This is a genomic window from Nocardioides rotundus (assembly GCF_019931675.1).
Lineage (GTDB): Bacteria > Actinomycetota > Actinomycetes > Propionibacteriales > Nocardioidaceae > Nocardioides > Nocardioides rotundus.
In genome coordinates, this window is record NZ_CP082922.1 from 2,166,829 (window position 1) to 2,190,239 (window position 23,411).

Genomic DNA, 23,411 nt, shown 5'->3' on the forward strand with positions numbered 1-23,411 from the left:
AGCCGCTCAGCGCTGCTCGCGCAGCGCGGTGACCCGGAGCACCAGGCGCTCCAAGGCGTAGGAGGCGTCCGAGGCGGCGCCCTTGACCTGCGCGTCGGCCTCGGCGACCGCCCGCACCGCGAGCCCGAGCGCCTGCGGGTCCCAGCCCCGGGCCTGGTCGCGGATCGTGCGCACCTTCCACGGCGGGACGCCCACCTCGCGGGCCAGGTCGTTGTCGCGCATGCCGCGCGGGGCCGAGACGAAGCGGGCCAGCCCGCGCACTCCCCCGGCGAAGGCGGAGGTCACCAGCACCGGCGCGACGCCGGCGTCCATCGCCCACCGCAGCTCCTCCAGCGCCGTGGTGCGCCGCCCCCAGAACGCGGCGTCGGCGACCGCGAACGACTTCGCCTCCGCACGCCCGCCGAAGTAGCGCTTGACCCGCTCGGCGGTCAGGGTCTCCCCCGGGAAGTCGTTGACCAGCTGGTCGCAGGCCGCCGCGAGGGCCCGGAGGTCCGCACCGACGCCGGTGATGAGCGCATCGGCGGCATCCCGCTCGATCGAGCCGCGGTGGCTGCGCACCTCGGCAGCCACGAAGCCCGGCAGCTCGGAGGGCCTCAGCTCGGTGGACTTCACCTCGGTGACCCCGGGCAGCTTGCGCAGCTTGGTCAGCGTGCCGCTGCCCTTCTGTCCCCCGGAGTGCAGCAGCACCAGGGCGACGTCCTCCACCGGAGCGGTCGCGTAGTCGACCAGCCCGGCCACGCTCTCGTCGGGCAGGTTCTCCAGGCCCAGCACCACCACGCAGCGGGTGCTGGAGAACAGCGACGGGGCGGACAGCTCGCCCAGGGTGGCCAGGGAGAGCTCAGAGCCCGTGGTCTCGGAGACCTCCGCCTCGGGGTCGTGCTCGCGGACCGCGCGCTTGACGGCGGTGACGGTGCGCTCGCTGAGGAACTCCTCCTTGCCGGTCACCAGGGTGACCCGGCCGAGAACGTCGGATGCCCGCGGACCTGCCATGCCTCGCAGCCTGCCACACGGCACCGACACTCCCCGGAGTCACTCCCGGGTGCGGACCAGCAGCCTCCCGTCGTCCTCCAGCACCAGCAGGTCGCCGCCCCGGTCGGTGCGCAGCAGGGTCGCCCCGGTGGCGCCGAGCGGCCGCAGCGTCTCCGGGGCCGGATGGCCGTAGTCGTTGTCCGCACCGACCGAGGTCAGCACCACCCGGGCACGGAGCCCCAGCAACAGGTCGAGATCCTGGTAGCGGCTGCCGTGGTGCGGTGTCTTGAGCACGTCGGCGCGCAAGCCGGGATGGCGCCGGAGCAGGTCCGCCTGGGCCGGCGGCTCGATGTCGCCGGTGAGCAGGATGCGGACCCCGCGCACTCGGGCCAGCAGCACCACGCTCGCGTCGTTGGCCGCGCTCCCCTCGCCGTCGGTGGAGCCCGCCGTTGCCGCCGATCCGCCCTCGGGGCCGAGCACCTCCAGGGACACCTCACCGACCTGCAGCCGCTCCCCCACCGCCGGAGCGCGTACGGCGACCCCGCGGCCCGCGAGCGCGGCCCGCGCCTCGGCGGCCTCGCCGGCCGGCTCGGCGAGCGGGCTGACCAGCGCCGCCCCCACGTCGTACTCCCCCAGCACACCGGCCAGTCCGCCCACGTGGTCGGCGTGGAAGTGGCTGAGCACCAGGAGCGGCACGGCACGGACGTCCAGCCGGCGCAGGCAGTCGGCGAGCGGCGCGGGCTCCGGACCGGTGTCCACGACGACCACCTGGCCGGGCGCGGCGCGCAGCACGACGGCGTCGCCCTGCCCGACGTCGCAGGCGGCGACCACCCAGTCCTCCGGCGGCCAGGTGGGGGTCGGGGGCCGGATGAGGACGAGGAGCACCATGAGGCTCAGGCAGGCGAGCCCGCTGGTTCGGTGCCGGAGCAGCCGCGGGGCGAGGCGCGCCAGGAGGAAGCACAGCCCGCACAGGAACGCGACCGAGACGGGGCCGGTGCCCCAGGCGATCGACGCCGTGGGCAGCCCCGCGCCCAGGTCGGCGACCAGCGCGATCCAACCGACGCACCACCCCGCACCGATGCCGACCACGGAGGCCAGCCAGGGCCAGACCAGGCCCACCAGTCCGCCGACCAGGCCGAGCACGGTGGCGGGACCCACCGCGGGTGCGGCCAGCAGATTGGCGGCGACGGCGACCAGGCTGACCTCGCCGGAGAGGACCGCGACCACGGGCGTACAGGCCAGCTGCGCGGCCGCCGGAACCGCCACCGCCTCGGCCAGCCAGCGCGGCATCCAGCGCGCCATGGCGTCGCGCCACGCCGGGGCGAGCAGCAGGATCCCGGCCGTGGCCAGCACCGAGAGCGCAAACCCGGGGCTGACGGCCAGCCACGGGTCGACCAGGAGGAGGCAGACGACGGCCACGCCCAGGCCGCGGGTGCCACGGCGCAGACCGTTGCGCCCCATCCCGACCAGCCCCACCGTGCCCATCGCGGCCGCCCGCACCACGCTCGGCTCGGTGCGTGCGAGCAGGATGAACCCGACGATCCCGGCCGCCCCCACGACATGCAGCCACCTCCCGCGCACCCCGCACCAGCGGGCGAGCACGAGCAGGAAGCCGACCAGCAGGGTCAGGTTCGTCCCGCTGACGGCCAGCAGGTGCGTGAGGCCGGTGGTGCGGAAGTCGGTCGCCAGCTCCTCGCCGACCCGGCTGTCGTCCCCCACCACCAGCGCGGGCACGAGGGCTCGCTGGGCGGCCGGTCGGCCGTCGACGCTCTCGCGCAGGGAGGCGCGTACGGCGGCCGCGGCGCGCCACCACACGTCCGGCCGCGCCACGGTCTCCGCCGGCCCCCGGGCGAGCACCAGGGCGGTCGCATCGCCGTCGGCGGGCGCCAGCCGACCGGCCAGCGCCACGCTCTCCCCCAACTCGAGGCCGGACCAGCCGGGGTCGGCGAGCACCACGACCGGGGTGCGCACCCGCCAGGAGCGGCCCCGCCCGTGCACCTCGCGCAGGGTGCCGCGCACCACGACCAGGTCGGCGTAGGTCCCCGTGACCCGGCGCGGATCGGAGGTGATCGTGAGGGTCCCGCGGATCGTCGCCTCGTCCCTCGCCAGCGCGGCGACCGGCCCGGACTCGCTCCGGGCGACCTGCAGCCCGGCCACCGTCGCGGCTCCGGCCGCCGCGACCAGGACAGCGAGCACGGTCGCGGCACCGCGCCCGCGTCGTACCGCCCAGAACAGGGCCAGCAGCAGGGGCACGGCGAGCAGTGGGGCTGCCCAGGGCGGTCCCTGGAGCACCGCCAGGGCGGCGAGCCACGCGGCCGCTCCCAGGGCCGGCATCCGGAGGTCCGCCGCGGCGTCCGCGTCCTCCGGGCGCACGGGTCAGACGGTGACATGCGGTGCGATGGTGGCCAGCGTCTTCTCCCCGATCCCGTCGACCTCCAAGAGCTCCTCGACCGCGGTGAAGCCGCCGTTCTCCGTGCGCCAGGCGATGATCGCCTCGGCGGTCACCGGCCCCACCTCCGGCAGCTCCTCCAGTTGGGTCGCGTCGGCCGTGTTGAGGTTGACCAGCTCGCCGGCGGACCCCGATGGGGTGCTGCCCGGAGCCGTCGCCGCGGAGGCGGCCACCCCCGGAGCCGGCTGGATCCCCACGAGGATCTGCTCGCCGTCGACGAGCACGCGGGCCAGGTTGAGCGAGGTCAGCGACACCCCCGGCCGCGTCCCTCCGGCACGCTCCAGCGCATCGGCGACCCGAGAGCCGGGCGGCAGGACCACGATGCCGGGCCGGCGCACCTTGCCCGCGACGTCGACCACGACCTCGGAGGCGCCGTCAGCCACACCGGTGGCGCCCGGAGTGGCCGTCCCGGACACCGGTGCGGTGGGCGCAGCCGCGGAGGGCGCCCCTTCGGGCGCGGGCGGCGACGCGGACGCAGCCGCCGGCGCGCTCCGCACGGCCAACGGGGCCACCTCGGTCCCGTCGGCCCGCACCACCCACCAGGCGGTGACGGCGACCCCCACGGCGACGAGCACCGCCACGACGGCGAGGTGGGCCGGCTGGACGCCGACCCGGCCGCGCAGGCCCTCGGGCAGCAACGCGCGCGCCCGTGGCTCCTCGCGCCGCGAGGCATGGCGGCCCGGCACAGGCAGCGGACGAGGGGCCGGCGCATCGTCACGGGGGCGCCACGGGTCCTCCGGCGCGTCGACGGGGCCCGCGGCCTCCAGGCCCTCCGCCGCGCGCACGGCCTCGAGCTCCGCCGTGAGCTGGGCCAGCCGCCGGGCGGCCGCATCGGACTGGGTTCGCATGCCCACGAACGTAGGCATCCGCGCGGTCCACCGACAGGCCCCCGGCGGGCGCCTGTGGATAACCGGGCCGGCTCAGCCGGCTGTGGACAACGACGCGACCCGCGGGGCGACGCAGACCGCGACCATCCCCGGTCCCACGTGCGCGCCGAGCGCTGCCCCGAGCTCCCCGCACCACACCGGTCGGCCCTCGAGCTGCTCGGCCAGGCGCTCGGAGAGGTCGTCGCGCAGCTGCTCGGCACGTGCCTGGCTGGCCAGGTGGAGCACGCACACGTCCACGGTCTGATCGCCCGAGGCCTCCGCGGCCAGCTCCTCGATCCGCGCGAGGGCCTTGCCGGCCGTGCGCACCTTCTCCTTGGTCTGCACGCGGCCGTCGAGGATCTCCAGCAGCGGCTTCACCGCCAACGCGCCGCCGACCAGGGCCGCCGCGGCCCCGATCCGGCCGCCGCGGCGCAGGTACTCCAACGTGTCGACGTAGAACAGCGACGTCGCGGCATCCGCCCGCTCCCGCGCCGCTCGCGCCACCACGTCGGCGGGCTCGCCGGCCGCGGCATGCTCGGCCGCCGTGAGGGCGGCGTACCCCGTGGCGATGCCGACCTGGCGCGTGTCCACCACGGTCACCGGCAGCGGCGCGTCCTTCGCGGCGAGCTGCGCGGCCTCGAGCGTGCCGCTCATCTCCGAGGAGAGATGCACCGCCACGACCGCGTCGTAGCCCTCCGCCGCCAACCGCTCGAAGGTCTCGGCGAAGCGTTGAGGCGCCGGCCGCGAAGTGGAGACCGGGACGAACTCGCGCAGCGCCTCGGCCACGGCCTCCGGCGTCGCGCTCTCCTCGGTCTCGTCGTAGGTGTCCGCGCCGATCACCACCTGCAACGGCACCACGACGATGCCGTGCTCCTCCGCGACCTCGTCGGGCAGGTTGGCAGAGGAGTCGGTGACGACGGCGACAGGCACGTCGGGCAGGCTACCCGGCCACCCTCGTCACGGCATGCGACGCTCGCGCTCGTACCTCGCTCTCGCGCCTCAGACGACGAGTTCGATGGTCGCTTCGGCCCGACCCGCTCGTACCTCGCTCTCGGGCCTCAGACGACGAGATTCACCAGCTTCGGGGCCCGCACGATCACCTTCCGCACCTCCGCACCGTCCAGCGCGCGCTGGACGTCCGGGGAGGCGAGGGCGGCGGCCTCCAGCTCGGCCTCGGAGATGTCCGGGGCGACCTCCAGCCGGGCCCGCACCTTGCCGCGCACCTGGACCACGCAGGTCACCGACTCCTGCACCAGCAGGGACTCGTCGACCTCGGGCCAGCCGGTGCGCGCGATGGTGGGCTCGTGGCCCAGCCGCTCCCACATCTCCTCCGCGGTGTACGGCGCGACCAGCGACAGCAGGATCGCGACCGCCTCGGCCGCCTCCCGCACCGCCGGGTCCGCGGGGCCCACACCGGAGTCGATCGCCTTGCGAGTGGCGTTCACCAGCTCCATCACCCGCGCCACCATCACGTTGAAGCGGTAGCTCTCCACCAGGGTGGCCGCATCCGCGACCGTCCGGTGGGTGACCCGGCGCAGCTCCACGTCGCCCTCGGCGGGGTCGGCGCCCGGCTCGGAGGTCACGTCGCCCGACAGTCGCCACGCCCGCTGCAGGAAGCGCAGCGACCCGGACGGCGAGACGTCGGCCCAGTCGATGTCGTCCTCCGGCGGGCCGGCGAAGACCAGGGTCAGCCGGACGGCGTCCACGCCGTACGTCGCGAGCTGCTCCCCCAGGCTGACGCCGTTGCCCTTGGACTTCGACATCTTGGCGCCCTCGTTGATCACCACGCCCTGGTTGAGCTGCGCCGACCACGGCTCGCGGAAGTCGACCAGCCCCATGTCGGCCAGCACCTTGGTGAAGAACCGACCGTAGAGCAGGTGCAGCACCGCGTGCTCGACACCGCCGACGTAGATGTCGCACGGCATCCAGGCGTTCGCCTTCGCCGGGTCGAAGGCCTGGGTGTTGTCGTTCGGCGAGACGAAGCGGAACATGTACCACGAGGAGTCCACGAAGGTGTCCATCGTGTCGGAGTCCCGCTTGGCCGGGCCGCCGCACTGCGGGCAGTCGACGTTGACCCACTCCTCGGCGGCGGCCAGCGGTGAGACGCCCTTGGGCTTGAGGTCCGCGCCGCGCAGCGCCGGCAGCTCCACCGGCAGCTGATCCTCCGGCACGGGCACCTCGCCGCACGTCGGGCAGTGCACGACCGGGATCGGCACGCCCCAGTAGCGCTGGCGGCTCAGCAGCCAGTCGCGCAGCCGGAAGTTCACCGCGCCGGTGCCCCGGTCGGCGGACTCCAGGAACTCGATGGTCGCGCGCTTGGCCTCGTCGACGCCCAGCCCGTTGATGTCCAGGGGCGCGTCGATGCCCGCGGCGGGCGAGTTGATCGCCGGCCCCTCGCCGGCGTAGGCGTCGCCGTCGAAGTCGGCCGGCGGCTCCGTGGTCCGCACGATCGGCAGCCCCATCGCGGTCGCGAACTCCCAGTCGCGCTGGTCGCCGCCGGGCACGCCCATCACCGCGCCGGTGCCGTAGTCGGCCAGCACGTAGTCGGTCGCCCACACCGGGATCCGCTCGCCGGTGACGGGGTTGGTCGCCTGCACGCCCAGGTCCACGCCGGTCTTGGGCCGGTCGCTGGCCAGCCGCTCGATCTCGGTCTCCTTGCGGATCTCGTCGCGGTATGCCTCGAACGCCGGCCGCTGCTCGTCGGTCACCAGCTCGGCGGCCAGCGCCGAGTCGACCGCGACCACCATGAACGTCGTACCGAAGATGGTGTCCGGGCGGGTGGTGTAGACGGTGATCGGCTCCTCGCGCCCCTCGATCTCGAACCGGACGTGCGCGCCCTCGGAGCGGCCGATCCAGTTGCGCTGGGCGGTGATCACCCGGTCCGGCCAGGTCGGGGCCAGCTCGTCCAGCCCGTCCAGCAGCTCCTGGGCGTACTCGGTGATCCGGAAGTACCACTGGGTCAGCTCGCGCTTGGTCACCTCCGCGCCGCAGCGCTCGCAGTGCCCGTCGACGACCTGCTCGTTGGCCAGCACCGTCTGGTCCACCGGGCACCAGTTGACCGGCGAGTTCTTCCGGTAGGCCAGCCCGCGCTCGCGGAACTTCAGGAACAGCCACTGCGTCCAGCGGTAGTACTCCGGGTCGGAGGTGTGCAGCCTGCGCGACCAGTCGAAGGAGACGGCGTACTTCTTGAACGACTCGTACTGCGTCTCGATGTTGGCATAGGTGTACGTCGCGGGGTGCTCGTCGTTGCGGATCGCGGCGTTCTCCGCGGGCAGACCGAAGGAGTCCCAACCCATGGGGTTGAGCACCTCGAAGCCGCGGTGCCACCAGTAGCGCGCGATCACGTCGTGCAGGGCCGTCACCTCGGCATGGCCCATGTGCAGGTCGCCGCTGGGGTAGGGGAACATCGTGAGGGCGTAGCGCTTCTCCCGCGGCGAGTCGTCGTCCGCGCGGAAGGGCTGCAGCTCGTCCCAGACCGGCTGCCACTTGGCCTCGACGGCGTGCACGTCGTAGGACGCCGCCGCCTCGGTCGCCGGGGTCGCCTGCTCGGTCATCTCGTGTTCTCCTGCGTCGTGCCGGTGGGGTGATGCGTCTCGGACATGAAAAAGCCCCTCGCAGGGAGGGGCGGCCGCGCGACGTGGACGTCAGCGCGGCTGGGGAAGAAGCAGCGTCCGGAACACGAGGTCATCCTAGCCCACGGAGCGAGGATGCCACCCTCCCCGCCCGCGGCGATCACTCAGCCCGCACTCAGCCGGCGTGGCAGACCTCAACGCACCATGCGCGGGGTCAGCGGCGGGTCCCACCACTCGCCGTTGCTGGCCTTGATCGCGCCGATCAGGTGCAGGACGAACGCCACGATCGGCGCGGCGATCATGACCAGGAGGCCGAGCCCGAGCAGCAGGATCAGCGGGAGGGAGAGGATCAGCCAGAACAGCATGGTCAGCTGCACGTTGAGCGAGTTGGCCGCGTGGGCGCGCACGAACGGGCCCCGGTCCTTGTAGACCAGGTAGACGACGAGCGAGGCGACGAAGCCCAGGAGGCCCATGGACAGCACCATCGCGGCGATCGCGATGAGGTGGCTGAGCATGCCCCAGGTGCGCTCCTCGCTCGGCGACATGGTCGGCTGGGCATAGCCGCCGTACGGCTGGTCGTAGGGCTGTTGCCCGTAGGACGGGTAGCCGTAGGACGAGGATCCGTACGGCTCGCGGTAGGGCGACTCCGGGTCGTAGTCGTACTGGCTCATGATCGCTCCTCCTCGATCCGCAGCCCCCTGCTGCGGTGATGTCCACTCAACCATGCCGAGCGGCGATTTCCTCCCGTTCCGGGGGTCGCTCAGGGTCGAGTCAGGGTCGCCTGCCGGGAACACCGGCCATCGACTCCCCAACACTCGTTTGACGGTGGTGCCACGTGTCCTCCACACTCTCCCCAACAGTTCTTTGGGAGGGTGGTCGATGAGCGAGCGGAACGAGGCCGATCGGTCGATGCTGCGCATGCGGGCGGTGGCGCATCCGCTGCGGCTGCAGATCCTCTCGCTGCTCACCAGCGAGGCACTCAGCGCCGCCGACGTGGCCCGGCGGCTGGAGATCACCCACGCCAACGCCTCCTACCACCTGCGCCGGCTGCTGGAGGCCGGCGAGGTCGAGGTGGAGTCCGAGAGCAAGGTGCGCGGCGGCGTGGCCAAGCGCTACCGGTACACCGACTTCGACGTCCGCAGCCCGTCGCCGAGCGCCGGGGCCCCCGACCTCGCCGCATGGGCGCAGGCGGCACACAGCGAGGTGCTCCGCCGGAGCGCCCACTACCGCCGTCCGGGCGGTCGCGCCCACGCCTCCGATCTCGAGGCGTGGGTCTCCACCGAGGCCTGGGAGGAGTACGTCGACCTGCTCAACCGGGCGATGGCGCGCCTGCACGAGCAGGCCCGGCCGGCGGGGACCGAGGGCACGGTGCACATCAGCGCCACCGTCACCGCGTTCGAGATGGGGGACGACGCGTGACCTGGTCCTCGGCCCTGGCCCCGCTGCGCGAGGCCGGCTTCGCGTGGTACTTCGCCTCCCGGTTCGTCAACACCCTCGGGGTGATGATGGCCAGCATCGCGCTCACCTTCGCGGTGCTCGACCTGCCCGGCGCGACCGCCACCGACCTCGGCCTGGTGCTCGCCGCGCGCACCCTGCCGATGGTGCTGCTGATGCTGTGGGGCGGGGTGCTCTCCGACCGGCTCCCGCGGACCCTGGTGCTGCAGGTCTCCAACCTCGCCAGCGCCCTCTCCCAGGGCCTGATCGCGGCTCTGGTGCTCACCGGGCGGGCCGAGCTGTGGTCGCTGGCCGCCCTGGCCGCCGTCCAGGGCGCCGTCTCGGCCGCCGGGATGCCGGCGATGGCGAGCGTCGTGGTCCAGCTGGTGCCCCGCAGCCAGCTCCAGCCGGCCAACACCCTGCTCTCCCTGAGCCGCAACGGGCTCACCGTCCTGGGCCCCACCGTCGGCGCACTCATCGTGGTGGCCCTCGGCCCGGGGTGGGCACTGGCCATCGACGCGGGCACGTGGCTGGTCTCCGCGCTGCTGCTGGTCCCGGTGCGCTTGCCCGCCCGCGAGCGCGGGGCGACCACGAGCATGGTCGCGGAGCTGCGCGAGGGCTGGACCTTCTTCCGCACCACCGGCTGGCTGTGGACCGTCGTGCTGGCCTTCGGCGCGCTCAACGCGATCCACGCCGGCGCCTTCCTCACCCTCGGCCCGGTGGTCGCCGAGGACACGATCGGGCGCCAGGGGTGGGGCTACGTCCTCTCCGCCGAGGCCCTCGGGCTGGTGGCGATGGGCGTCGTGCTGCTGCGCGTCCGGCTGGAGCGACCGCTGCTGTGGGGCATGGCCTGCATCGCCGCGGCGGGGCTGCCGATCCTGATCCTCGGCCTCGACCCGAGGCTGGCCGTCCTCGTCGTCACCGCGTTCGTCGCGGGTGCCGGGATCGAGGTCTTCAGCCTGGGCTGGAACCTGGCGATGCAGGAGAACGTCGACGAGCAGATGCTCTCCCGGGTCTTCTCCTACGACTACCTCGGCTCGATCATCGCGATCCCGCTCGGCCAGATCGCCTACGGTCCGCTGGGCGAGTGGCTCGGGATGGCGCCGGTGCTGGTCGCCTCCGGCGTCGCCTACGCCGCGATCTGCCTCCTGGTGCTGTGCTCCCGCTCGGTGCGCACGCTCCCCCGCCGCGACCTCGCCGACGTCGCTGGCTAGTGTCGGGTCATGGGGATCAACGACATGTTCCGGCTGGACGACAAGGTCGCCGTGGTGACCGGCGCCTCCAGTGGGCTGGGGGTCGCGTTCGCGCACGCCTTCGCCGAGGCCGGCTGCGACGTGGTGCTCGGTGCCCGGCGTGAGGACAAGCTGGAACGGGTGGCCAACTCCGTCCGCTCGATCGGCCGGCGGGTGCACACCGTCCCGACCGACGTCGCCAAGCCCGAGGACTGCCAGCGGCTGGTGGACGAGGCGCTCACCGCGTTCGGCCGGGTCGACGTGCTCGTCAACAACGCCGGCGTCGGGACCGCCGTACCCGCCACCCGCGAGACCCCCGAGCAGTTCCGCGAGGTCGTCGACGTCAACCTCAACGGCTGCTACTGGATGGCGCAGGCGTGCGGGCGCGTGATGGAGCCGGAGAGCAGCATCATCAACATCTCCAGCGTGCTCGCGCTGACCACCGCCGGGCTGCCGCAGGCGGCGTACTCCGCCTCCAAGGCCGCGCTCGTCGGTCTGACCCGCGACCTGGCCCAGCAGTGGACCGGGCGCAAGGGCATCCGGGTGAACGCCATCGCGCCGGGCTTCTTCAGCTCCGAGATGACCGACCAGTACCCCGAGGGCTACCTGGACAACATGGAGCTGCGCATCCCCGCCGGCCGCAAGGGCGAGCCGCACGAGCTGGCCGCCACCGCGGTCTGGCTGGCCTCCCCCGCCGGCGGCTACGTCACCGGGCAGACCATCGCGGTCGACGGCGGCCTGACGATCACCTGAGTCCGGCTGCCAGACTGGCGCCATGAGGATCGATCTCGCAGGCAGGACCGCCGTCGTCACCGGCTCCACCGGGGGCATCGGCTTCGCCATCGCCCGCGGCCTGGCCCAGGCCGGGGCCCGGGTCGTGGTCAACGGCCGCTCCGACGGCTCGGTCGGCGACGCCGTCGAGCGGCTGCGCGACGAGCTGCCCGACGCCGACCTGATGGGCGTCGCCGCGGACGTCGCCACCGACAGCGGTGCCGAGCAGCTGGTGGAGGCCTCCGGCCGGGTCGACGTACTCGTCAACAACCTCGGCATCTTCGGTGCGGTCGACCCGCTGGAGATCAGCGACGAGGAGTGGCGCCGCTACTTCGAGGTGAACGTGCTCAGCGCCGCCCGCCTGACCCGGCTCGTGCTGCCGGGCATGATGGAGCGCGGCTGGGGCCGGGTGATGAACATCGCCAGCGACTCCGCCATCGTCACGCCGGCGGAGATGATCCAGTACGGCGTCTCCAAGACCGCGCTGCTCGGCGTCTCGCGCGGCTTCGCCAAGGCGGCCGCGGGCACGGGCGTGACGGTGAACTCGGTGATCGCCGGCCCCACGCACACACCCGGCGTCGAGGAGTTCGTCTACCAGCTCGTCGACCGCGACCTGCCCTGGGAGGAGGCGCAGCGGGAGTTCATGCGCCTGCACCGGCCGCAGTCGCTGCTGCAGCGGCTGATCGAGCCCGAGGAGATCGCGAACATGGTCGCCTACCTCGCCTCTCCCCTCGCCTCGGCCACCACCGGCGGTGCCCTGCGGGTCGACGGCGGGTACGTCGACGCGATCCTCCCCTGAGGCGCCTCCGTTCGCCCCCGCGGGATCGACGCTCGGGGCGCGCCTGGCTCGGGCCCGCCGGGCGACCATTTCCCAGGTAGTCACGTCACCTCGTCGCCGTACCCAGCAAATGTGCCGTGCAGAGCGACACTTCAGCACGACTACCTGGTACATGAACGCCAGCCCCCGCCGGGCGCCGGGAAAGCGCGGACGAGGGCTGTGCCAGAACCTGGTGGCCGGTGGTGGACCTAATCGGAACTCCCAGCGGCGGCTGGATCGCCTGGTTTCCGCGTGGGAGCAGGGCGATCGAGTCGGTTCGGATGCGCCTCGCGCTGTCGAGGAGTGGGAGCCTGGGGTGATCTCGAACCCTAGTAGACGTAATCGAACACCGCTGACGGCGAGGGAAGTAGAGGCTATTCAAACTGCTCGGGAGAACGGGGAGAGCGTGCTATCGATAGCCAAGCGGTTCAACATCCATCGGATGACGGTGTGGGAGCACACGAAGACCGCCGGCCGTTCAGGCGTCCGTTGACATCGCTGCAAGGTTGCGGAAGGCCGCCACTGAGCAGTGAGGGCTCTGCTGCGGCGCCGTCCGGAGCCTCCTCCGTTGCTGCCCGATCGTCCTTCTGCGCGGCCGGGGACTCCCTTTCTATTGAACCCGGATCCACCGATCGAATGGCGGTAACGTGGGTGGTTGGGTGAGTCGGAACGGCCGAATGCCCCTTTGATCGGGGAGAATTGGGACTGTCAAATGTTCCAGTTCACCGAGCAAGAAGGGCCATCCGGTAGATGCGATCCTCTCACAACCTCTGGGCGGTCTTCGATGACCCCAACCTGGTTGCCTACGGCGGGCTGGCCCCAGCCCTGGCGCTGGCCGAACGCGCCGGCCTGGCGGACCTGGTGACCGAGCATCTGACGCTGACCAAGCCGGGCAGCGCGAACGCGCACCTGAAGGTCCCGGCGCTGGTCGCCGGGATGGTCGCCGGGGCCGACTCGATCGATGACATGGACCTGCTGCGCCACGGCGGGATGAACCGGCTGTTCACCGGAGCGCGGGCACCGTCCACGTTGGGCACCTTCTTGCGCACGTTCACCTTCGGGCACGTGCGGCAGCTGGACGCGGTCGCCTCGAGGTTCCCGACCGGGCTGACCACCCACGCGCCGGTGCTGGCCGGCGCCGACCAGATCGCCTACCTGGACATCGACGACACGATCAAGGCCACCCACGGCTACGCCAAGCAGGGCGTGGGCTACGGCTACTCCAAGGTGAAGGGTCTGAACGCGTTGATCGCCACGCTGTCCACCCCGGTGGCCGCGCCGGTGATCGTGGGTACCCGGCTGCGGCGGGGTAACACCAACTCCGCGCGCGGCGCGGCCAAGTTCGTGTCCGACGCGGCCGCGGTCAGCCGGTCCGCCGGCGCCAGCGGCCTGCTGGTCCTGCGCGGCGATTCCGCCCTCTACGGCCACGCCGTGGTCGCCGCAGCCCGCCGGGCCGGCGCCCGGTTCTCGCTCACCGTGCGGATGAACGCCTCGGTCGTCAAGGCGATCTCGGCCATCGATGAGTCGGCGTGGGTCCCGATCCACTACCCGAACGCGATCTGGGACCAGGACGAGCACCGGCTGGTCTCTGACGCCGAGGTCGCCGAGATACCGTTCACCGCGTTCACCTCCCGCAAGAAGACCGAGCACGTGACCGCCCGGTTGATCGTGCGCCGGGTCAAACGACTCAACCCCAAGTCGGTGCCTGCCGGGCAGGGCGAACTGTTCGCGACCTACCGCCACCACGCGGTGTTCACCGACTCCCCGCCGACCATGCTGGAGGCGGAGGCCGCCCACCGCGCCCACGCGGTCATCGAGCAGGTCCACGCCGACCTGCGCTCCGGCCCTTTCGCCCACGCCCCTTCAGGCTCGTTCGCGGCCAACGGTGCCTGGCTGGTGCTCGCCGCGATCGCGTTCAACCTCACCCGCGCCGCCGGAGTGCTCGCCTCGGACTTCCACGCCAAGGCCACCACCGCCACCATCCGCGACCAGCTGATCAAGATCCCGGCCCGGATGGCCAACTCCGCGCGACGGCTGACCATGCACCTACCCCACAGCTGGCCCTGGCAACACGCCTGGGAAGCGCTGTTCGCCATGGCCTGCGGGCCACCACGCCGCGCGACCACCTGACCACCCAGCCCTCACCGGGCACGACCAAGGACCAGCAGTGGAAGAGCCGGACAGACCGGCGGCCCCCTGACGCCCTCAACCAGAACCACCCGAAGAACCCAGTCTCACGCCATCAGGGATACCCGGACGGTGGATCCGGGTTGAACCTGACGCCACAGACACGAGGAGGCAGATCCGTACCTACGATCACGAAGGGGTAGGCCAAGCCCACAGGGCTGCGACGCGAGTCACGTGCTGATCCGCGACCCCCACACTTCCGATGCTGTACAGGCACGTGAAGAGGCTGACGATCCAGGCCAAGGAGTGGTGACATGGATGCATGGGATGCGTTCGGACGCGCGATGCCTGGAGACAGGCGACAGGGGCCGTCGATGCCTGTCGCTGAGCTACCCGACTCGTCGCCGTCGGTGCGGTGGTCTGAGCTCTCTGCGAGGTCGGGGCGAAACGACAAGCCAGGCCTGCTGGTCGGTGCAGTCGGCTCAGGGCTGCTGTCGGATCCGGGCGAGCTGCGGCTCGCGTTGGAGGACACGTGGACGACGTGTGAGTGGCCTGGCCGAGTCGCCGAGTATGACCTGTGGCTGACCCTGTTCGACATGGCCGTCGAGGAAGGCACATTCCTCGACGAGACGGAACTGCATCCTGTGGCGGCGCTACCGGAGTCGCTGCAGCTATACCGGGCAGCCGCCCCGGGTTACGAGCAGGGTCTGTCGTGGACAACGAGTTTCGAGCGGGCGCACTGGTTCGCGACCCGCCTGGGATGGGCGGCGGGCACGACGCACCGGATCTACGAGATGGATGCCCCACGAGACAGCGTGCTGGCCAGCTTCCACACCACCCGCGGCGAGCACGAGTACGTCCTTGACGTCCGGCGGATCGATGCTGACGGCATGCGGGAGGTACTCCCCGAGGAATGGGAGTACCTCCTGGCCCGCGGTAGGAGGCGACACCGCTCCGTGATCGGCCCTTCCGTCCACTTGTTCAGGCCCCGGCGCGAACGGTGTGCTTGCGCTGTCGGCGCTCGCGGAGCCGGGCTCGGGCGAGGAGAACGAGGCTCCAGGGGCCGAAGATGAGGAACTTCAGGGCGTTGTAGAAGAAGAGCAGGAACGGCAGGTAAAGCCATCCAGTCCAGCCTGCCTGGACGAGGGCGGCGCAGCCGACGGCTGCGGCCAGGTACGCGAGTCCGAGGAGCATCGCGGGTACGCCCCAGCGCAGTCCTTCGCGGGTGCGTAGCCGGTTCAGGAGTCGGTTGGTGGGCGCGTATCGCTGCAGCAGGGTGTGAGTGCGGACGCTAGCGTTCCACAATCCGGTGAACATGTCGGGCCTCTTTCAGCACAGGCGGATAGCCGAGTAGTCGTATCGCAGGCCTGTGCTGGTGGGTCTCCCGATGGCGAGAGGGTCTTCCGCCCAGATTGCGATTCGCTGGGTCGGACATCTGTGTTCCTGCTCACCATCAAGGATACGACCGTGCGCCGACAACCACCACCCCTCGCAGGGAGCTCGGCGGGCTCGTTCTCGGTCAGCGTTGCGGTGCGTCCCTGCCCGCGTTGGGCGCGGCTGGCGTGTGTCCGATGGGCTCGTCCGTGCCGGTGCGGAGGATCTCGAGATGCGCGCTGGCGCGCCGGTAGTCCAGGCGCTGGGCGTCGTTGTCCGGGTCGGGGCCGAGCGGGTCGGTGCCGGTGATGCGCCACCGGTCGCGGTAGGCCGCGATCACCCGCAGCGACGCCTGCTGCTGGACGCTCTCCGGCTCCGACAGCCTGGTCAGCCAGGACTCGTGCTGGGTACGGGCGCGGTCGACGACGGCCCGGACGCGTTGCTCGATCATGTCCTCGCGCTCCTCCAATCCTGCCTGGTCGTCGGGGTTCATTGTTCCCTGGGCGCGTGGGATGAGGCCGGCGATCAGCCCGGGCCGCGGGGGCGCTGCCGGCTGGTAGCGGTCTGCGAGGCGGGCAACCCGGTTGCGGAGCAGGGAGCCGATGTCCTCGACGTGCTCCAGCCTCCCGGCCCGGACGACCGCGGTCAGGAGCTGCTCGACCGCGTGGCCGGAGGCTTCGAGGCGGCGCAGTTCGGCCGAGAGCACGCCGAAGGACTCCGCATCTGCCACCTCTGTCAGTTGGTTGCCGGTGAGGCCGGCCCGCGTGAGGACGGTGAGCCACCGGTTGGCTTGGGCTTCGACGGCGATGGTCTCGTACTCGGCAGTGAGCTGGGCGATCGAGGAGGCGTCCTCGTGCTCCTGTTCGATCATCTCGTGCGCGGAGACCTCAGCCCCGGTGTGCTGCACGATCCCGTACAGCACCGACCGGCCGCTCATCTCCAGGTCATCGCGGTACTGGTGCTGCTCGAGGTGGGCCTGGTCGGTGGCGACGTAGACGTGGTTGGCTTCCCGGCCGCGGGTCATCGACACGTACAGGCTCTCCCGGGTCATCTCCGGGGAATGCACGATCGCATGCGCGGTGTCTACAGTCGAGCCCTGCGCGCGATGAGAGGTGACTGCGTAGGCAAGCTCAAGCTCGTCGGCGACATAGGAGGTCGGCAGCGTGACCGTGGTGCGCCATTTCGAGTTCTCGCGGCGCACGGTGACCGATCCGTCCTCCCGGGTGCCGGTGACAATCCATCGGTCGCCGTTCTTCACCCAGCCCCGGCCGAGCGCGAGCCGCCGCTCATTGCGTCGGGTGACCACCACGTCCCCGCGGGAGGCGTGGTTCCCGTCGTGCAGGGTCACGCCGGGCTCGTCGACGACCTCGCCGGTCGCGATGCGGTCGAGGCGGGCGCGGGCGTTCAGGGCGGAGACGGTGTCGATGGTCTCCGCGATCAGCAGCGACGCCTTGCCCGCTCGCTGATCGGTCCGCCACGCCTGGTAGGCCTCCTCGAGGATGTCGTCGTAGTCGCCGTCATGCACCCGATCCTGGGCGATGTACTCATCGATCGCATCGGCATCGCCGAGCCGCAGCGCCAAGGAGGTGCGCTTCTCCCACGCATGGCGGAAGCGGTGCAACTCGGCCAGACGCGCCGCGTCCGGCCGGTCGCGGACGATCAGACCGAACGCTCCGCCGGCATCGACCGCGGAGAGCTGGTACGCCGACCAGGAGGATCTTCGCCCCCACCTCCATCGCGTGGGCGGTGAGCTGATCCAGGGCGAGCGTGCCGGCCAGCGAGGCCTCGTCGACGATGAGCAACTGCCCGGCCTGCAGGTCCCAGGCGCCGCGGCGGTGCTCGAACAGCCACTTCGCCGTGTTCTCCGTCTGGATCCCCAGGTCTTCACCAAGCACTGTTGCGGCGGCGGCCGACGGGGCGAGCCCGACCACGCTGCCCGCGCCGTGCTCGGTCTCCCAGGCGCGGCGCAGGGCCTTCATCGTCGACGTCTTCCCGGATCCAGCCGGGCCGACCAACACGTCCAGGACACGGCCGGAGACCCCGATCCGGCTGATCGCCTGCTCCTGATCCACCGACAGCACCGGCTCACCCCGCGCCGCTGGGGTGCGGGCCGCGTGCTCAAGCGCCTGCAGCCTGACGGTCGGTGCCGCGCGGCTGCCGGAGGCGGCGAGGAGCCGGTCCTCGGCTTCGAGCAGGTCCGTCGAGGAGTACACGGTCGCGTGCCGAGACCGGAACGCGCTCGATCCGTCCGAGCGCCGGAACCGCTCCGGCGTGGAGGCGAACTCCGGCGGGGTCAGGGCGAGGGAGGCCTGCTCGGCGGCATCGGTGATCATCCCGACGATGGCGTCACGGTCCTCGGCCGAGGCGAAACGCCACGGCATGGACTGCCGAACCGCTTCGGCGTGGAGGTTCCACCGCCGCCACGTCGAGCGGCGGTCGGCGACCGTGGCGACCACAATCTCCGCGAGCTCCGTGATCGTCTCCGCCGGGAGGTCATCGGCCCGCAGCAGCGGCTCCAACTCCCTCCCTGCGAGCATCTCCCGCGCCCAGGCCACCGGATCTGCCTCCAGCGCAGCCGCGGCCCGTTCCCGCCACCGGGCCGTGAGGTCGGCCAGGGAGTGGTGCTCCTTCTCAGGCCGGGTCTCCAGGGTGGCCCGCTGGCGGATCTGCCACGGCACCCTCGACGACGGCTGGCGGCCATGCTTGGCCACGTACTCATCGACCAGCCGGTCCTTGGCCTCCTCGACGTCCCGGGTGCGGGAGGAGAACTCATCCATCAGCTCCTGCGGAACCCCGGCGATCTCCCACGCCATCGACCGGCCCGGCCCCCGCTCCCGCGCCTCCCACCGCGCCTCCAGTGCCCGGGCGAGATGGTCGGACAGCACAGCGTTGTAATGCTCTGATAAGCCGGTGACTGCGTTGTGCAGGGCGCGGGAGTCCAGCGTCCGCCACTTCCCGTCCCGCATCGCCTGGACCCGGTTGGCGATCACCAGATGCGTGTGCAGCTGCGGATCCGACGAGCGGCTGTCGTAATGGTCATACGCCGTGGCCAACAGCCCACGGACCTCGACCTGCGCGATCGCGCCACGCGGTCCGGCCGCACCGACACGGGTCATCGCGACATCCCGCTCGATCAGCACCAGCACATCCCGCATCGCCGCATGATGCGCCTGCGCGATCAGCGCCTGCGTGCCCGCATCCGAGACCGCCCACAACGTCGACACCGACTTCGGCACGCTGAAGGTCAAGTCGAACCCCGCCACCGGCGCGGCGACCGGCTTCGCCGCTTCCTCCGCCTCGATCCGAGCCTTCTCCGCCGTCCGCTCATCACCGTTCAGCGAGTCCGGAAGCTGCTCCACGCGCGCCTGCACGCGCTCCTTCTCCGGGACGAAAGTACGGAACGGCCGCCCGAGAGGGGTGTCCGTGACCGGGTCATGCCCGTGCCCCAGCAGCCGTCTCAACTGCTCCTCGGACACCACGGCACCGGATCCGATCGGCTGCTCAAGGCCGGCCAGGCCTGACCCTTGCCAGCGACCGGGCGGGGTCCCGGACTGCTCGTAGTAGCGCGTGAGCGCGGTGGCCGCGTCCCGGTCACCGTCGCCGACGACCACGCTGTTCAGCAGATACCGATAGCCCGGCCCGGGCGTCATCACCCTGATCGAGACCGTCACATCCAGGAGGTGCGCCCTTCGTCTGTGTTGCAGCAGGCTGGTTGCGCCATCCTTATGGACGAATACTCGGCGCCTCCGGGGCACACGACTCGTTGGTCGGCTGCGGATCAGGACATCTGGTAGGCGATCGTCGTCATCATCCCCGCCTCGCCGTGATAGAGATTGTGGCAGTGACTGAGCCACCTGCCGGGGTTGTCGGCGTCGAACTCGACGCGCAGCGTCTTGCCAGGCAGGACGATCGAGGTGTCCTTGCGGGGCCCGCCGCCGGAGTGCTGGTAGGTGTGGCCGTGCAGGTGCATCGGGTGCCACATCGTGGTCGAGTTCTTGAACTCGAGCGCGACCCGCTCGCCCTGCTTGATACCGAGGGCGTCGCGCATCGGCTGGTCCATGTCCATGCGCTTGCCGTTGATCGCCCAGTCGTACTTCTCCATGCTCCCTGTCAGCTCGAGTACCAGGGTCCGGTCTACACCGCGCTTGGGCAGCCTGACCACGGAGTCGGCCTTCAGGTCGGCTGCGGTGGCTGGGGTCTTCATCTGCGGGAGCTTGGTCTTCTTGGTCGGGGCGGTGCCGGATCCGGTGCGCAGGACGGCGAGGGCCTGGTCCTGCTTGCCGAGGGCCTCGGCGATCACGGCGAACGCGCCGTCGCCGGCGGTGATGACCGCGTCGTAGCGCTCCCCCATGCCGAGGACTACGCTCTCGGCCTCGTGCGGCTTCACGGGGAAGCCGTCGGTGTGGGTGATCGTCAGCGGGTGTTCGGCGATGCCGAAACGGAAGGCGGTGTCGCCGCCGGCGTTGATGATCCGCAGCCTGATTTTCTCTCCGGGCCTGGCGGTGAAGGTCTGTGGGTCCTTGGCGGGCTTGCCGTTGATCAGGTAGAGGGGGTAGTAGACGTCGCCGGCGTCGCCGCCGAGCAGCGGCGAGGTCGCGCCCATCAGAGTGTTGCCCATCCGCATCGGCCCCATGTCAATGCCGCCGTGGTCCATCATCCCCTTCTCGAGCTCGGCGAGGACCTGGTCGGGCGTGGCGGTGACGCCGTCGAGCCAGTCGTCGAGGACGATGACCCATTCCTTGTCGTAGTCGGCCTTCTCGTTCGGGTCGTCGATGATCAGCGGCGCGTACAGGCCGCGGTCGAACTGCGTGCCGACGTGGGGGTGGAACCAGAACGTGCCCGACTCGGGCAGGGTGAACTCGTAGGCGAACGAGCCGCCTGGCTGGACGGCTTTCTGGGTGAGGCTCGGGACGCCGTCCATGTCGTTGCGCAGCGCCAGCCCGTGCCAGTGCACGCTGGTCGGGTCGGGCAGGTCGTTGGTCAGCGCCACCTTGAGGGTGTCGCCGACGTTGCCGCGCAATGGCTCGGTCGCCGATGCCCCGCGGTAGGCCCAGGTCTTGGCGGTCTTCCCGCCGAAGTCGAGGGTGACCGGCTCGGCGGTCAGCGCGCGCTGCACGACGGTCCCGGTGCTGCGGCGTTTGGCCTCGGCCGCCGTGACCGCGGCGCTGCCGGGCTTGACGAACGAGGTCGTCTTGCTGGTGGTGGAGCTGCAGCCGGCGAGGCCGGCGGCGGTCAGCGTCAGTGCGCCGACGGACAGGAACTGGCGGCGGTTCAGGGCGGAATGCATGGGTGATGTCCTTCTGTGTCGATAGTGAGCGGTGCCACGGCATCGAGCCGGCGCGGTCGACGAGCACGGTGATCGGATGCGCAGGCCTGCATGGGCCTCTGAGAAGGGCCAGCGCGCCGAGGGCGCGATGCCGTCGCGGACTCGGCAGAAGCCATGGGCCCTGCCGAGGAAGGGCGAGGAGCGCCACGTCGGCGCTCCCGGCTGCTCACGTCCGTTGGATCGACAACTCCAGGTGAGTCAGCGCGAGCCGGCGCGGCGTCTCGGGCGGCGGCGTCGGCGCGGCCGCGGCAAGCACTGGTCGGGGCAGGCTCGCGGCGGACGGTGCCGGGAGGGCCGGAAGGTCCTTGCCAGTCGGCACGGACACGCACGTGGACCCGCCGCCGCCGCTCATGGCGTCCGCGCACCCGCCGGAGCCGTGCATCGTGCCGTGAGGCCCGGACATCGCCGCCGCGGGGGCGGCGGTCGCCTGGTCCGCGAGGGCGGGCGATGCCGGGGAAGCGTGCCCCGAGGACGCCATGGAGGCAGTCGCGGGCATGGGCGCGCTGGTCAGGGCGTGCATCCCGAGGAGACCCGCGATCAGCAGCGCCGCGAGGACGATCAGCGGCACCCGGCGCATGCTTCGCCTGGGCTCGGGGATCGCGGTCAACACGATCGTTACCCTACCCCGGTGTCGTACCGGGCTCACAATCGCCATGCCGTCCCGCCGGAGCCCGACCCCGCTGACTATCGGACGCCCGGCGGAGCCCTCGACGAAGAGGGCTATGACGAGGCGTGTGACGAGTGGCGGGCCCGGTGCCTGGGCCTGGCGGTCACGGCGGCGCGGCTGCCGGAGCTGCTGGAGCGCGTCGAGCGCGTCCGGGACGGGCTGTTGGATGTGATGGAGCGGCATGCTCTGCCCGCGTATCCCAACGGTCTGCAGTTCCGCGACCGGCAGGGCAACGTGGACGATGCCGCCTACCGGGCCGCGGTGTCCGACTGGGAGCAGGAGTGCCTGACGACGCTGCTGGCGCAGAACGAGGCCCTCGAGCAGCTCCGGCAGGAGGGCGGCCCGCGGACGGCATATCTGCCGGCGCAGTTCCATCAGGAGTGGATCCCCGCGGATCTGCTGGCCGTGACGGCCCTGCGAGAGCTACTCGAGCAGCCGGCCGCAGTGACGGGCCGATTCCTGGGACGGGAGCAGCGCCAGGAGCTGGCGGCGATGCTGTTCGCCGCGGACCCGGAGGTGTCGATCCCGGACCCGGACACGCCGGGCGGAATGCCGATCTACGAGGGCCAGGCCTCCGAAGCACACCGGTGGATCATCCCGGGCGTGTATCAGGCGACCGGGATGGACGGGCAGGGTGAGTTCCGGGTCGTCGTGGGCCGCAGCCCAGTCGGGGACACGGGGATGGCGTCGGCCGCGTTCCCGCCCGCCGAGCAAGATAGCACCGTGCTAAACCAGATCGCCCACGTTCTGGAGGAAGCCGCCCAGGCAGACCCGGACGACGACTTCGACCGGGAGATCCCCGATGCCGGCCTGCGGGAGGTCGTGGAGCGGATCGACACGCTGGTCGCTGCTACCGGCCGCGCGGCCGGGGACGGGGGAACATTGATCGAACGGGGCGCCCTGCTCAGCGACCTCCTCGCCCCGCGAGCAGTCCCTGCATCCGGACGAGCACCGCCTGGATCCCGGCCCGCGGCCCGGGGACACCGACCTGTCCCGCTGACCCACGGCTGGCGGTGGTGGACCTGCATCGTTTCGCGCATCCTTGCGACTCTGTCGCGCACCTTGCCGCTGAAGGGTTGCCGCCCGCCCGTGGGGCTCGTTAATGGGTAAGGACACCGGTTTTCTGCGGGAGGCCCGCCTCTCGCGACCGCAGACGCCCCACTGCCTGGGGGTGTCGCCGTGCCGCACCTGTCTGGTCGCAAGACCCGGACCCGCCACGCATCGGTGGGAACCGGGGCTGCGCATCCCAGGGAGGTGAAAGCGATGACACAGCAGCAGGCATCCCTGATGCCGTTCGAGCAGACGAGCAGCATGTCGCTGCCCGAAGCGGCGCTGATCTACGCGCGGGCCGGGGTCCCAGTGTTCCCGTGCTGGCCGGGCACGAAGGATCCGGCGACCAGCCACGGCTTCTACGACGCCACCACGGATCTCGAGCAGGTGGCGTACTGGTGGCGGCGCAACGCGGAGGCGAACATTGTCAAGCCCCGGGTTTGATGGAGACTGATGTGGTTGGTTTCCTCTGTCGCCCAGGCCGTGTTGTCCGGGGCGTGTGAGCGGCTTGTGGACACCGTTTCAGGCGGCATCGTCGGCGGGCTTGCTCGCGGCGATGCCGGTCCAGTAGGCGTCCTCGTGCTCGACCGGCGGCACGTGCCCGAGCTCGCCGTGGAGCCGACGCTGGTTGTACCAGTCGACCCAATCCGAGGTCGCGATCTCGAGGTCATCGATCCCGGCCCACATGCCCTTCCGGCGTTGCCGGGGGCCACGGACCAGTTCGGCCTTGTACAGCGAGTTCAGCGCTTCGGCCATC

19 protein-coding genes are annotated in these 23,411 nt (G+C 71.5%); 7 read left to right on the forward strand and 12 right to left on the reverse strand.

Annotation, left to right across the window (positions count from 1 at the left end; genetic code table 11):
* Positions 1–6: 6 nt before the first annotated feature.
* The 6 genes from holA to K8W59_RS10775 form a co-directional block, all read right to left on the reverse strand.
* Positions 7–990 carry a DNA polymerase III subunit delta gene (gene holA / locus K8W59_RS10750; RefSeq protein ID WP_223393665.1) on the reverse strand — a complete coding sequence of 328 codons (984 nt, stop codon included), beginning with the start codon at positions 988–990 and terminating at the stop codon, positions 7–9.
* Between the two features lie 39 nt (positions 991–1,029).
* Positions 1,030–3,342, reverse strand: coding sequence for a ComEC/Rec2 family competence protein (locus tag K8W59_RS10755; protein WP_223393667.1), 2,313 nt, complete (start codon positions 3,340–3,342; stop codon positions 1,030–1,032).
* A gap of 3 nt (positions 3,343–3,345) precedes the next feature.
* Positions 3,346–4,266, reverse strand: a complete 921-nt coding sequence (locus K8W59_RS10760; RefSeq protein ID WP_223393669.1) for a helix-hairpin-helix domain-containing protein — start codon at positions 4,264–4,266, stop codon at positions 3,346–3,348.
* Positions 4,267–4,338: 72 nt separating this feature from the next.
* Positions 4,339–5,214, reverse strand: coding sequence for a DegV family protein (locus tag K8W59_RS10765; RefSeq protein ID WP_223393671.1), 876 nt, complete (start codon positions 5,212–5,214; stop codon positions 4,339–4,341).
* A gap of 128 nt (positions 5,215–5,342) precedes the next feature.
* Positions 5,343–7,838 carry a leucine--tRNA ligase gene (leuS, locus tag K8W59_RS10770; protein ID WP_223393680.1) on the reverse strand — a complete coding sequence of 832 codons (2,496 nt, stop codon included), beginning with the start codon at positions 7,836–7,838 and terminating at the stop codon, positions 5,343–5,345.
* A gap of 212 nt (positions 7,839–8,050) precedes the next feature.
* Complete coding sequence (locus K8W59_RS10775) at positions 8,051–8,527, reverse strand: DUF4870 domain-containing protein (protein ID WP_223393682.1); 477 nt, start codon at positions 8,525–8,527, stop codon at positions 8,051–8,053.
* Positions 8,528–8,735: 208 nt separating this feature from the next.
* Here K8W59_RS10775 and K8W59_RS10780 point away from each other — a divergent pair, with 208 nt between their 5' ends.
* The 5 genes from K8W59_RS10780 to K8W59_RS10805 all read left to right on the forward strand — a co-directional run bounded on the left by K8W59_RS10780 (position 8,736) and on the right by K8W59_RS10805 (position 14,240).
* Entirely contained in the window at positions 8,736–9,275 is a 540-nt protein-coding gene (locus tag K8W59_RS10780) for an ArsR/SmtB family transcription factor (RefSeq protein ID WP_223393684.1), read from the forward strand.
* Positions 9,272–10,504, forward strand: coding sequence for an MFS transporter (locus K8W59_RS10785; RefSeq protein ID WP_223393686.1), 1,233 nt, complete (start codon positions 9,272–9,274; stop codon positions 10,502–10,504). The genes K8W59_RS10780 and K8W59_RS10785 overlap by 4 nt, the downstream gene beginning before the upstream one ends.
* Positions 10,505–10,513: 9 nt before the next feature.
* The gene (locus K8W59_RS10790) at positions 10,514–11,275 is read left to right on the forward strand and encodes an SDR family NAD(P)-dependent oxidoreductase (protein ID WP_223393688.1); all 762 of its coding nucleotides are present in this window, start codon (positions 10,514–10,516) and stop codon (positions 11,273–11,275) included.
* Between the two features lie 22 nt (positions 11,276–11,297).
* Positions 11,298–12,092, forward strand: a complete 795-nt coding sequence (locus tag K8W59_RS10795) for an SDR family NAD(P)-dependent oxidoreductase (protein WP_223393690.1) — start codon at positions 11,298–11,300, stop codon at positions 12,090–12,092.
* A gap of 768 nt (positions 12,093–12,860) precedes the next feature.
* Positions 12,861–14,240, forward strand: coding sequence for an IS1380 family transposase (locus K8W59_RS10805; protein ID WP_223393694.1), 1,380 nt, complete (start codon positions 12,861–12,863; stop codon positions 14,238–14,240).
* 978 nt (positions 14,241–15,218) lie between these two features.
* Here the strand turns inward: K8W59_RS10805 and K8W59_RS10810 are convergent.
* The 5 genes from K8W59_RS10810 to K8W59_RS10825 form a co-directional block, all read right to left on the reverse strand.
* Positions 15,219–15,554 carry a sulfate permease gene (locus K8W59_RS10810; protein ID WP_223393696.1) on the reverse strand — a complete coding sequence of 112 codons (336 nt, stop codon included), beginning with the start codon at positions 15,552–15,554 and terminating at the stop codon, positions 15,219–15,221.
* A gap of 202 nt (positions 15,555–15,756) precedes the next feature.
* Positions 15,757–17,274, reverse strand: a complete 1,518-nt coding sequence (locus K8W59_RS20180) for an AAA family ATPase (RefSeq protein ID WP_263283312.1) — start codon at positions 17,272–17,274, stop codon at positions 15,757–15,759.
* Complete coding sequence (gene mobF, locus K8W59_RS20185; RefSeq protein ID WP_263283233.1) at positions 17,156–19,282, reverse strand: MobF family relaxase; 2,127 nt, start codon at positions 19,280–19,282, stop codon at positions 17,156–17,158. Before mobF ends, K8W59_RS20180 begins: the two co-directional genes overlap by 119 nt.
* Before the next feature lie 107 nt (positions 19,283–19,389).
* Positions 19,390–20,898, reverse strand: a complete 1,509-nt coding sequence (locus K8W59_RS10820; RefSeq protein ID WP_223393698.1) for a multicopper oxidase family protein — start codon at positions 20,896–20,898, stop codon at positions 19,390–19,392.
* Positions 20,899–21,103: 205 nt separating this feature from the next.
* Positions 21,104–21,547 (reverse strand): DUF6153 family protein, encoded by a 444-nt coding sequence (locus tag K8W59_RS10825; protein ID WP_223393700.1) that lies wholly within the window; start codon positions 21,545–21,547, stop codon positions 21,104–21,106.
* Positions 21,548–21,565: 18 nt separating this feature from the next.
* On the opposite strand from K8W59_RS10825, the gene K8W59_RS10830 reads away from it, so the two are divergent.
* A complete protein-coding gene (locus K8W59_RS10830) occupies positions 21,566–22,714 on the forward strand; it encodes a hypothetical protein (protein WP_223393703.1) in 1,149 nt (382 codons plus the stop codon).
* A gap of 153 nt (positions 22,715–22,867) precedes the next feature.
* Positions 22,868–23,098, forward strand: coding sequence for a bifunctional DNA primase/polymerase (locus K8W59_RS10835; protein WP_223393705.1), 231 nt, complete (start codon positions 22,868–22,870; stop codon positions 23,096–23,098).
* A gap of 78 nt (positions 23,099–23,176) precedes the next feature.
* Here the strand turns inward: K8W59_RS10835 and K8W59_RS10840 are convergent, their stop codons facing one another.
* Positions 23,177–23,410 carry an integrase core domain-containing protein gene (locus tag K8W59_RS10840; RefSeq protein ID WP_223393707.1) on the reverse strand — a complete coding sequence of 78 codons (234 nt, stop codon included), beginning with the start codon at positions 23,408–23,410 and terminating at the stop codon, positions 23,177–23,179.
* Between the last annotated feature and the right edge of the window lies 1 nt (position 23,411).

Excerpts from the sequence above, each read along its gene's own strand:
- K8W59_RS10780 (WP_223393684.1), top strand. The coding sequence starts at position 8,736 with ATGAGCGAGCGGAACGAGGCCGATCGGTCGATGCTGCGCATGCGGGCG.
- K8W59_RS10820 (WP_223393698.1), bottom strand. The coding sequence starts at position 20,898 with ATGCATTCCGCCCTGAACCGCCGCCAGTTCCTGTCCGTCGGCGCACTG.
- K8W59_RS10805 (WP_223393694.1), top strand. The coding sequence starts at position 12,861 with ATGCGATCCTCTCACAACCTCTGGGCGGTCTTCGATGACCCCAACCTG.
- K8W59_RS10840 (WP_223393707.1), bottom strand. The coding sequence starts at position 23,410 with ATGGCCGAAGCGCTGAACTCGCTGTACAAGGCCGAACTGGTCCGTGGC.
- K8W59_RS10795 (WP_223393690.1), top strand. The coding sequence starts at position 11,298 with ATGAGGATCGATCTCGCAGGCAGGACCGCCGTCGTCACCGGCTCCACC.
- K8W59_RS10775 (WP_223393682.1), bottom strand. The coding sequence starts at position 8,527 with ATGAGCCAGTACGACTACGACCCGGAGTCGCCCTACCGCGAGCCGTAC.
- leuS (WP_223393680.1), bottom strand. The coding sequence starts at position 7,838 with ATGACCGAGCAGGCGACCCCGGCGACCGAGGCGGCGGCGTCCTACGAC.
- K8W59_RS10760 (WP_223393669.1), bottom strand. The coding sequence starts at position 4,266 with ATGCGAACCCAGTCCGATGCGGCCGCCCGGCGGCTGGCCCAGCTCACG.
- holA (WP_223393665.1), bottom strand. The coding sequence starts at position 990 with ATGGCAGGTCCGCGGGCATCCGACGTTCTCGGCCGGGTCACCCTGGTG.
- K8W59_RS10810 (WP_223393696.1), bottom strand. The coding sequence starts at position 15,554 with ATGTTCACCGGATTGTGGAACGCTAGCGTCCGCACTCACACCCTGCTG.
- K8W59_RS10835 (WP_223393705.1), top strand. The coding sequence starts at position 22,868 with ATGACACAGCAGCAGGCATCCCTGATGCCGTTCGAGCAGACGAGCAGC.
- K8W59_RS10790 (WP_223393688.1), top strand. The coding sequence starts at position 10,514 with ATGGGGATCAACGACATGTTCCGGCTGGACGACAAGGTCGCCGTGGTG.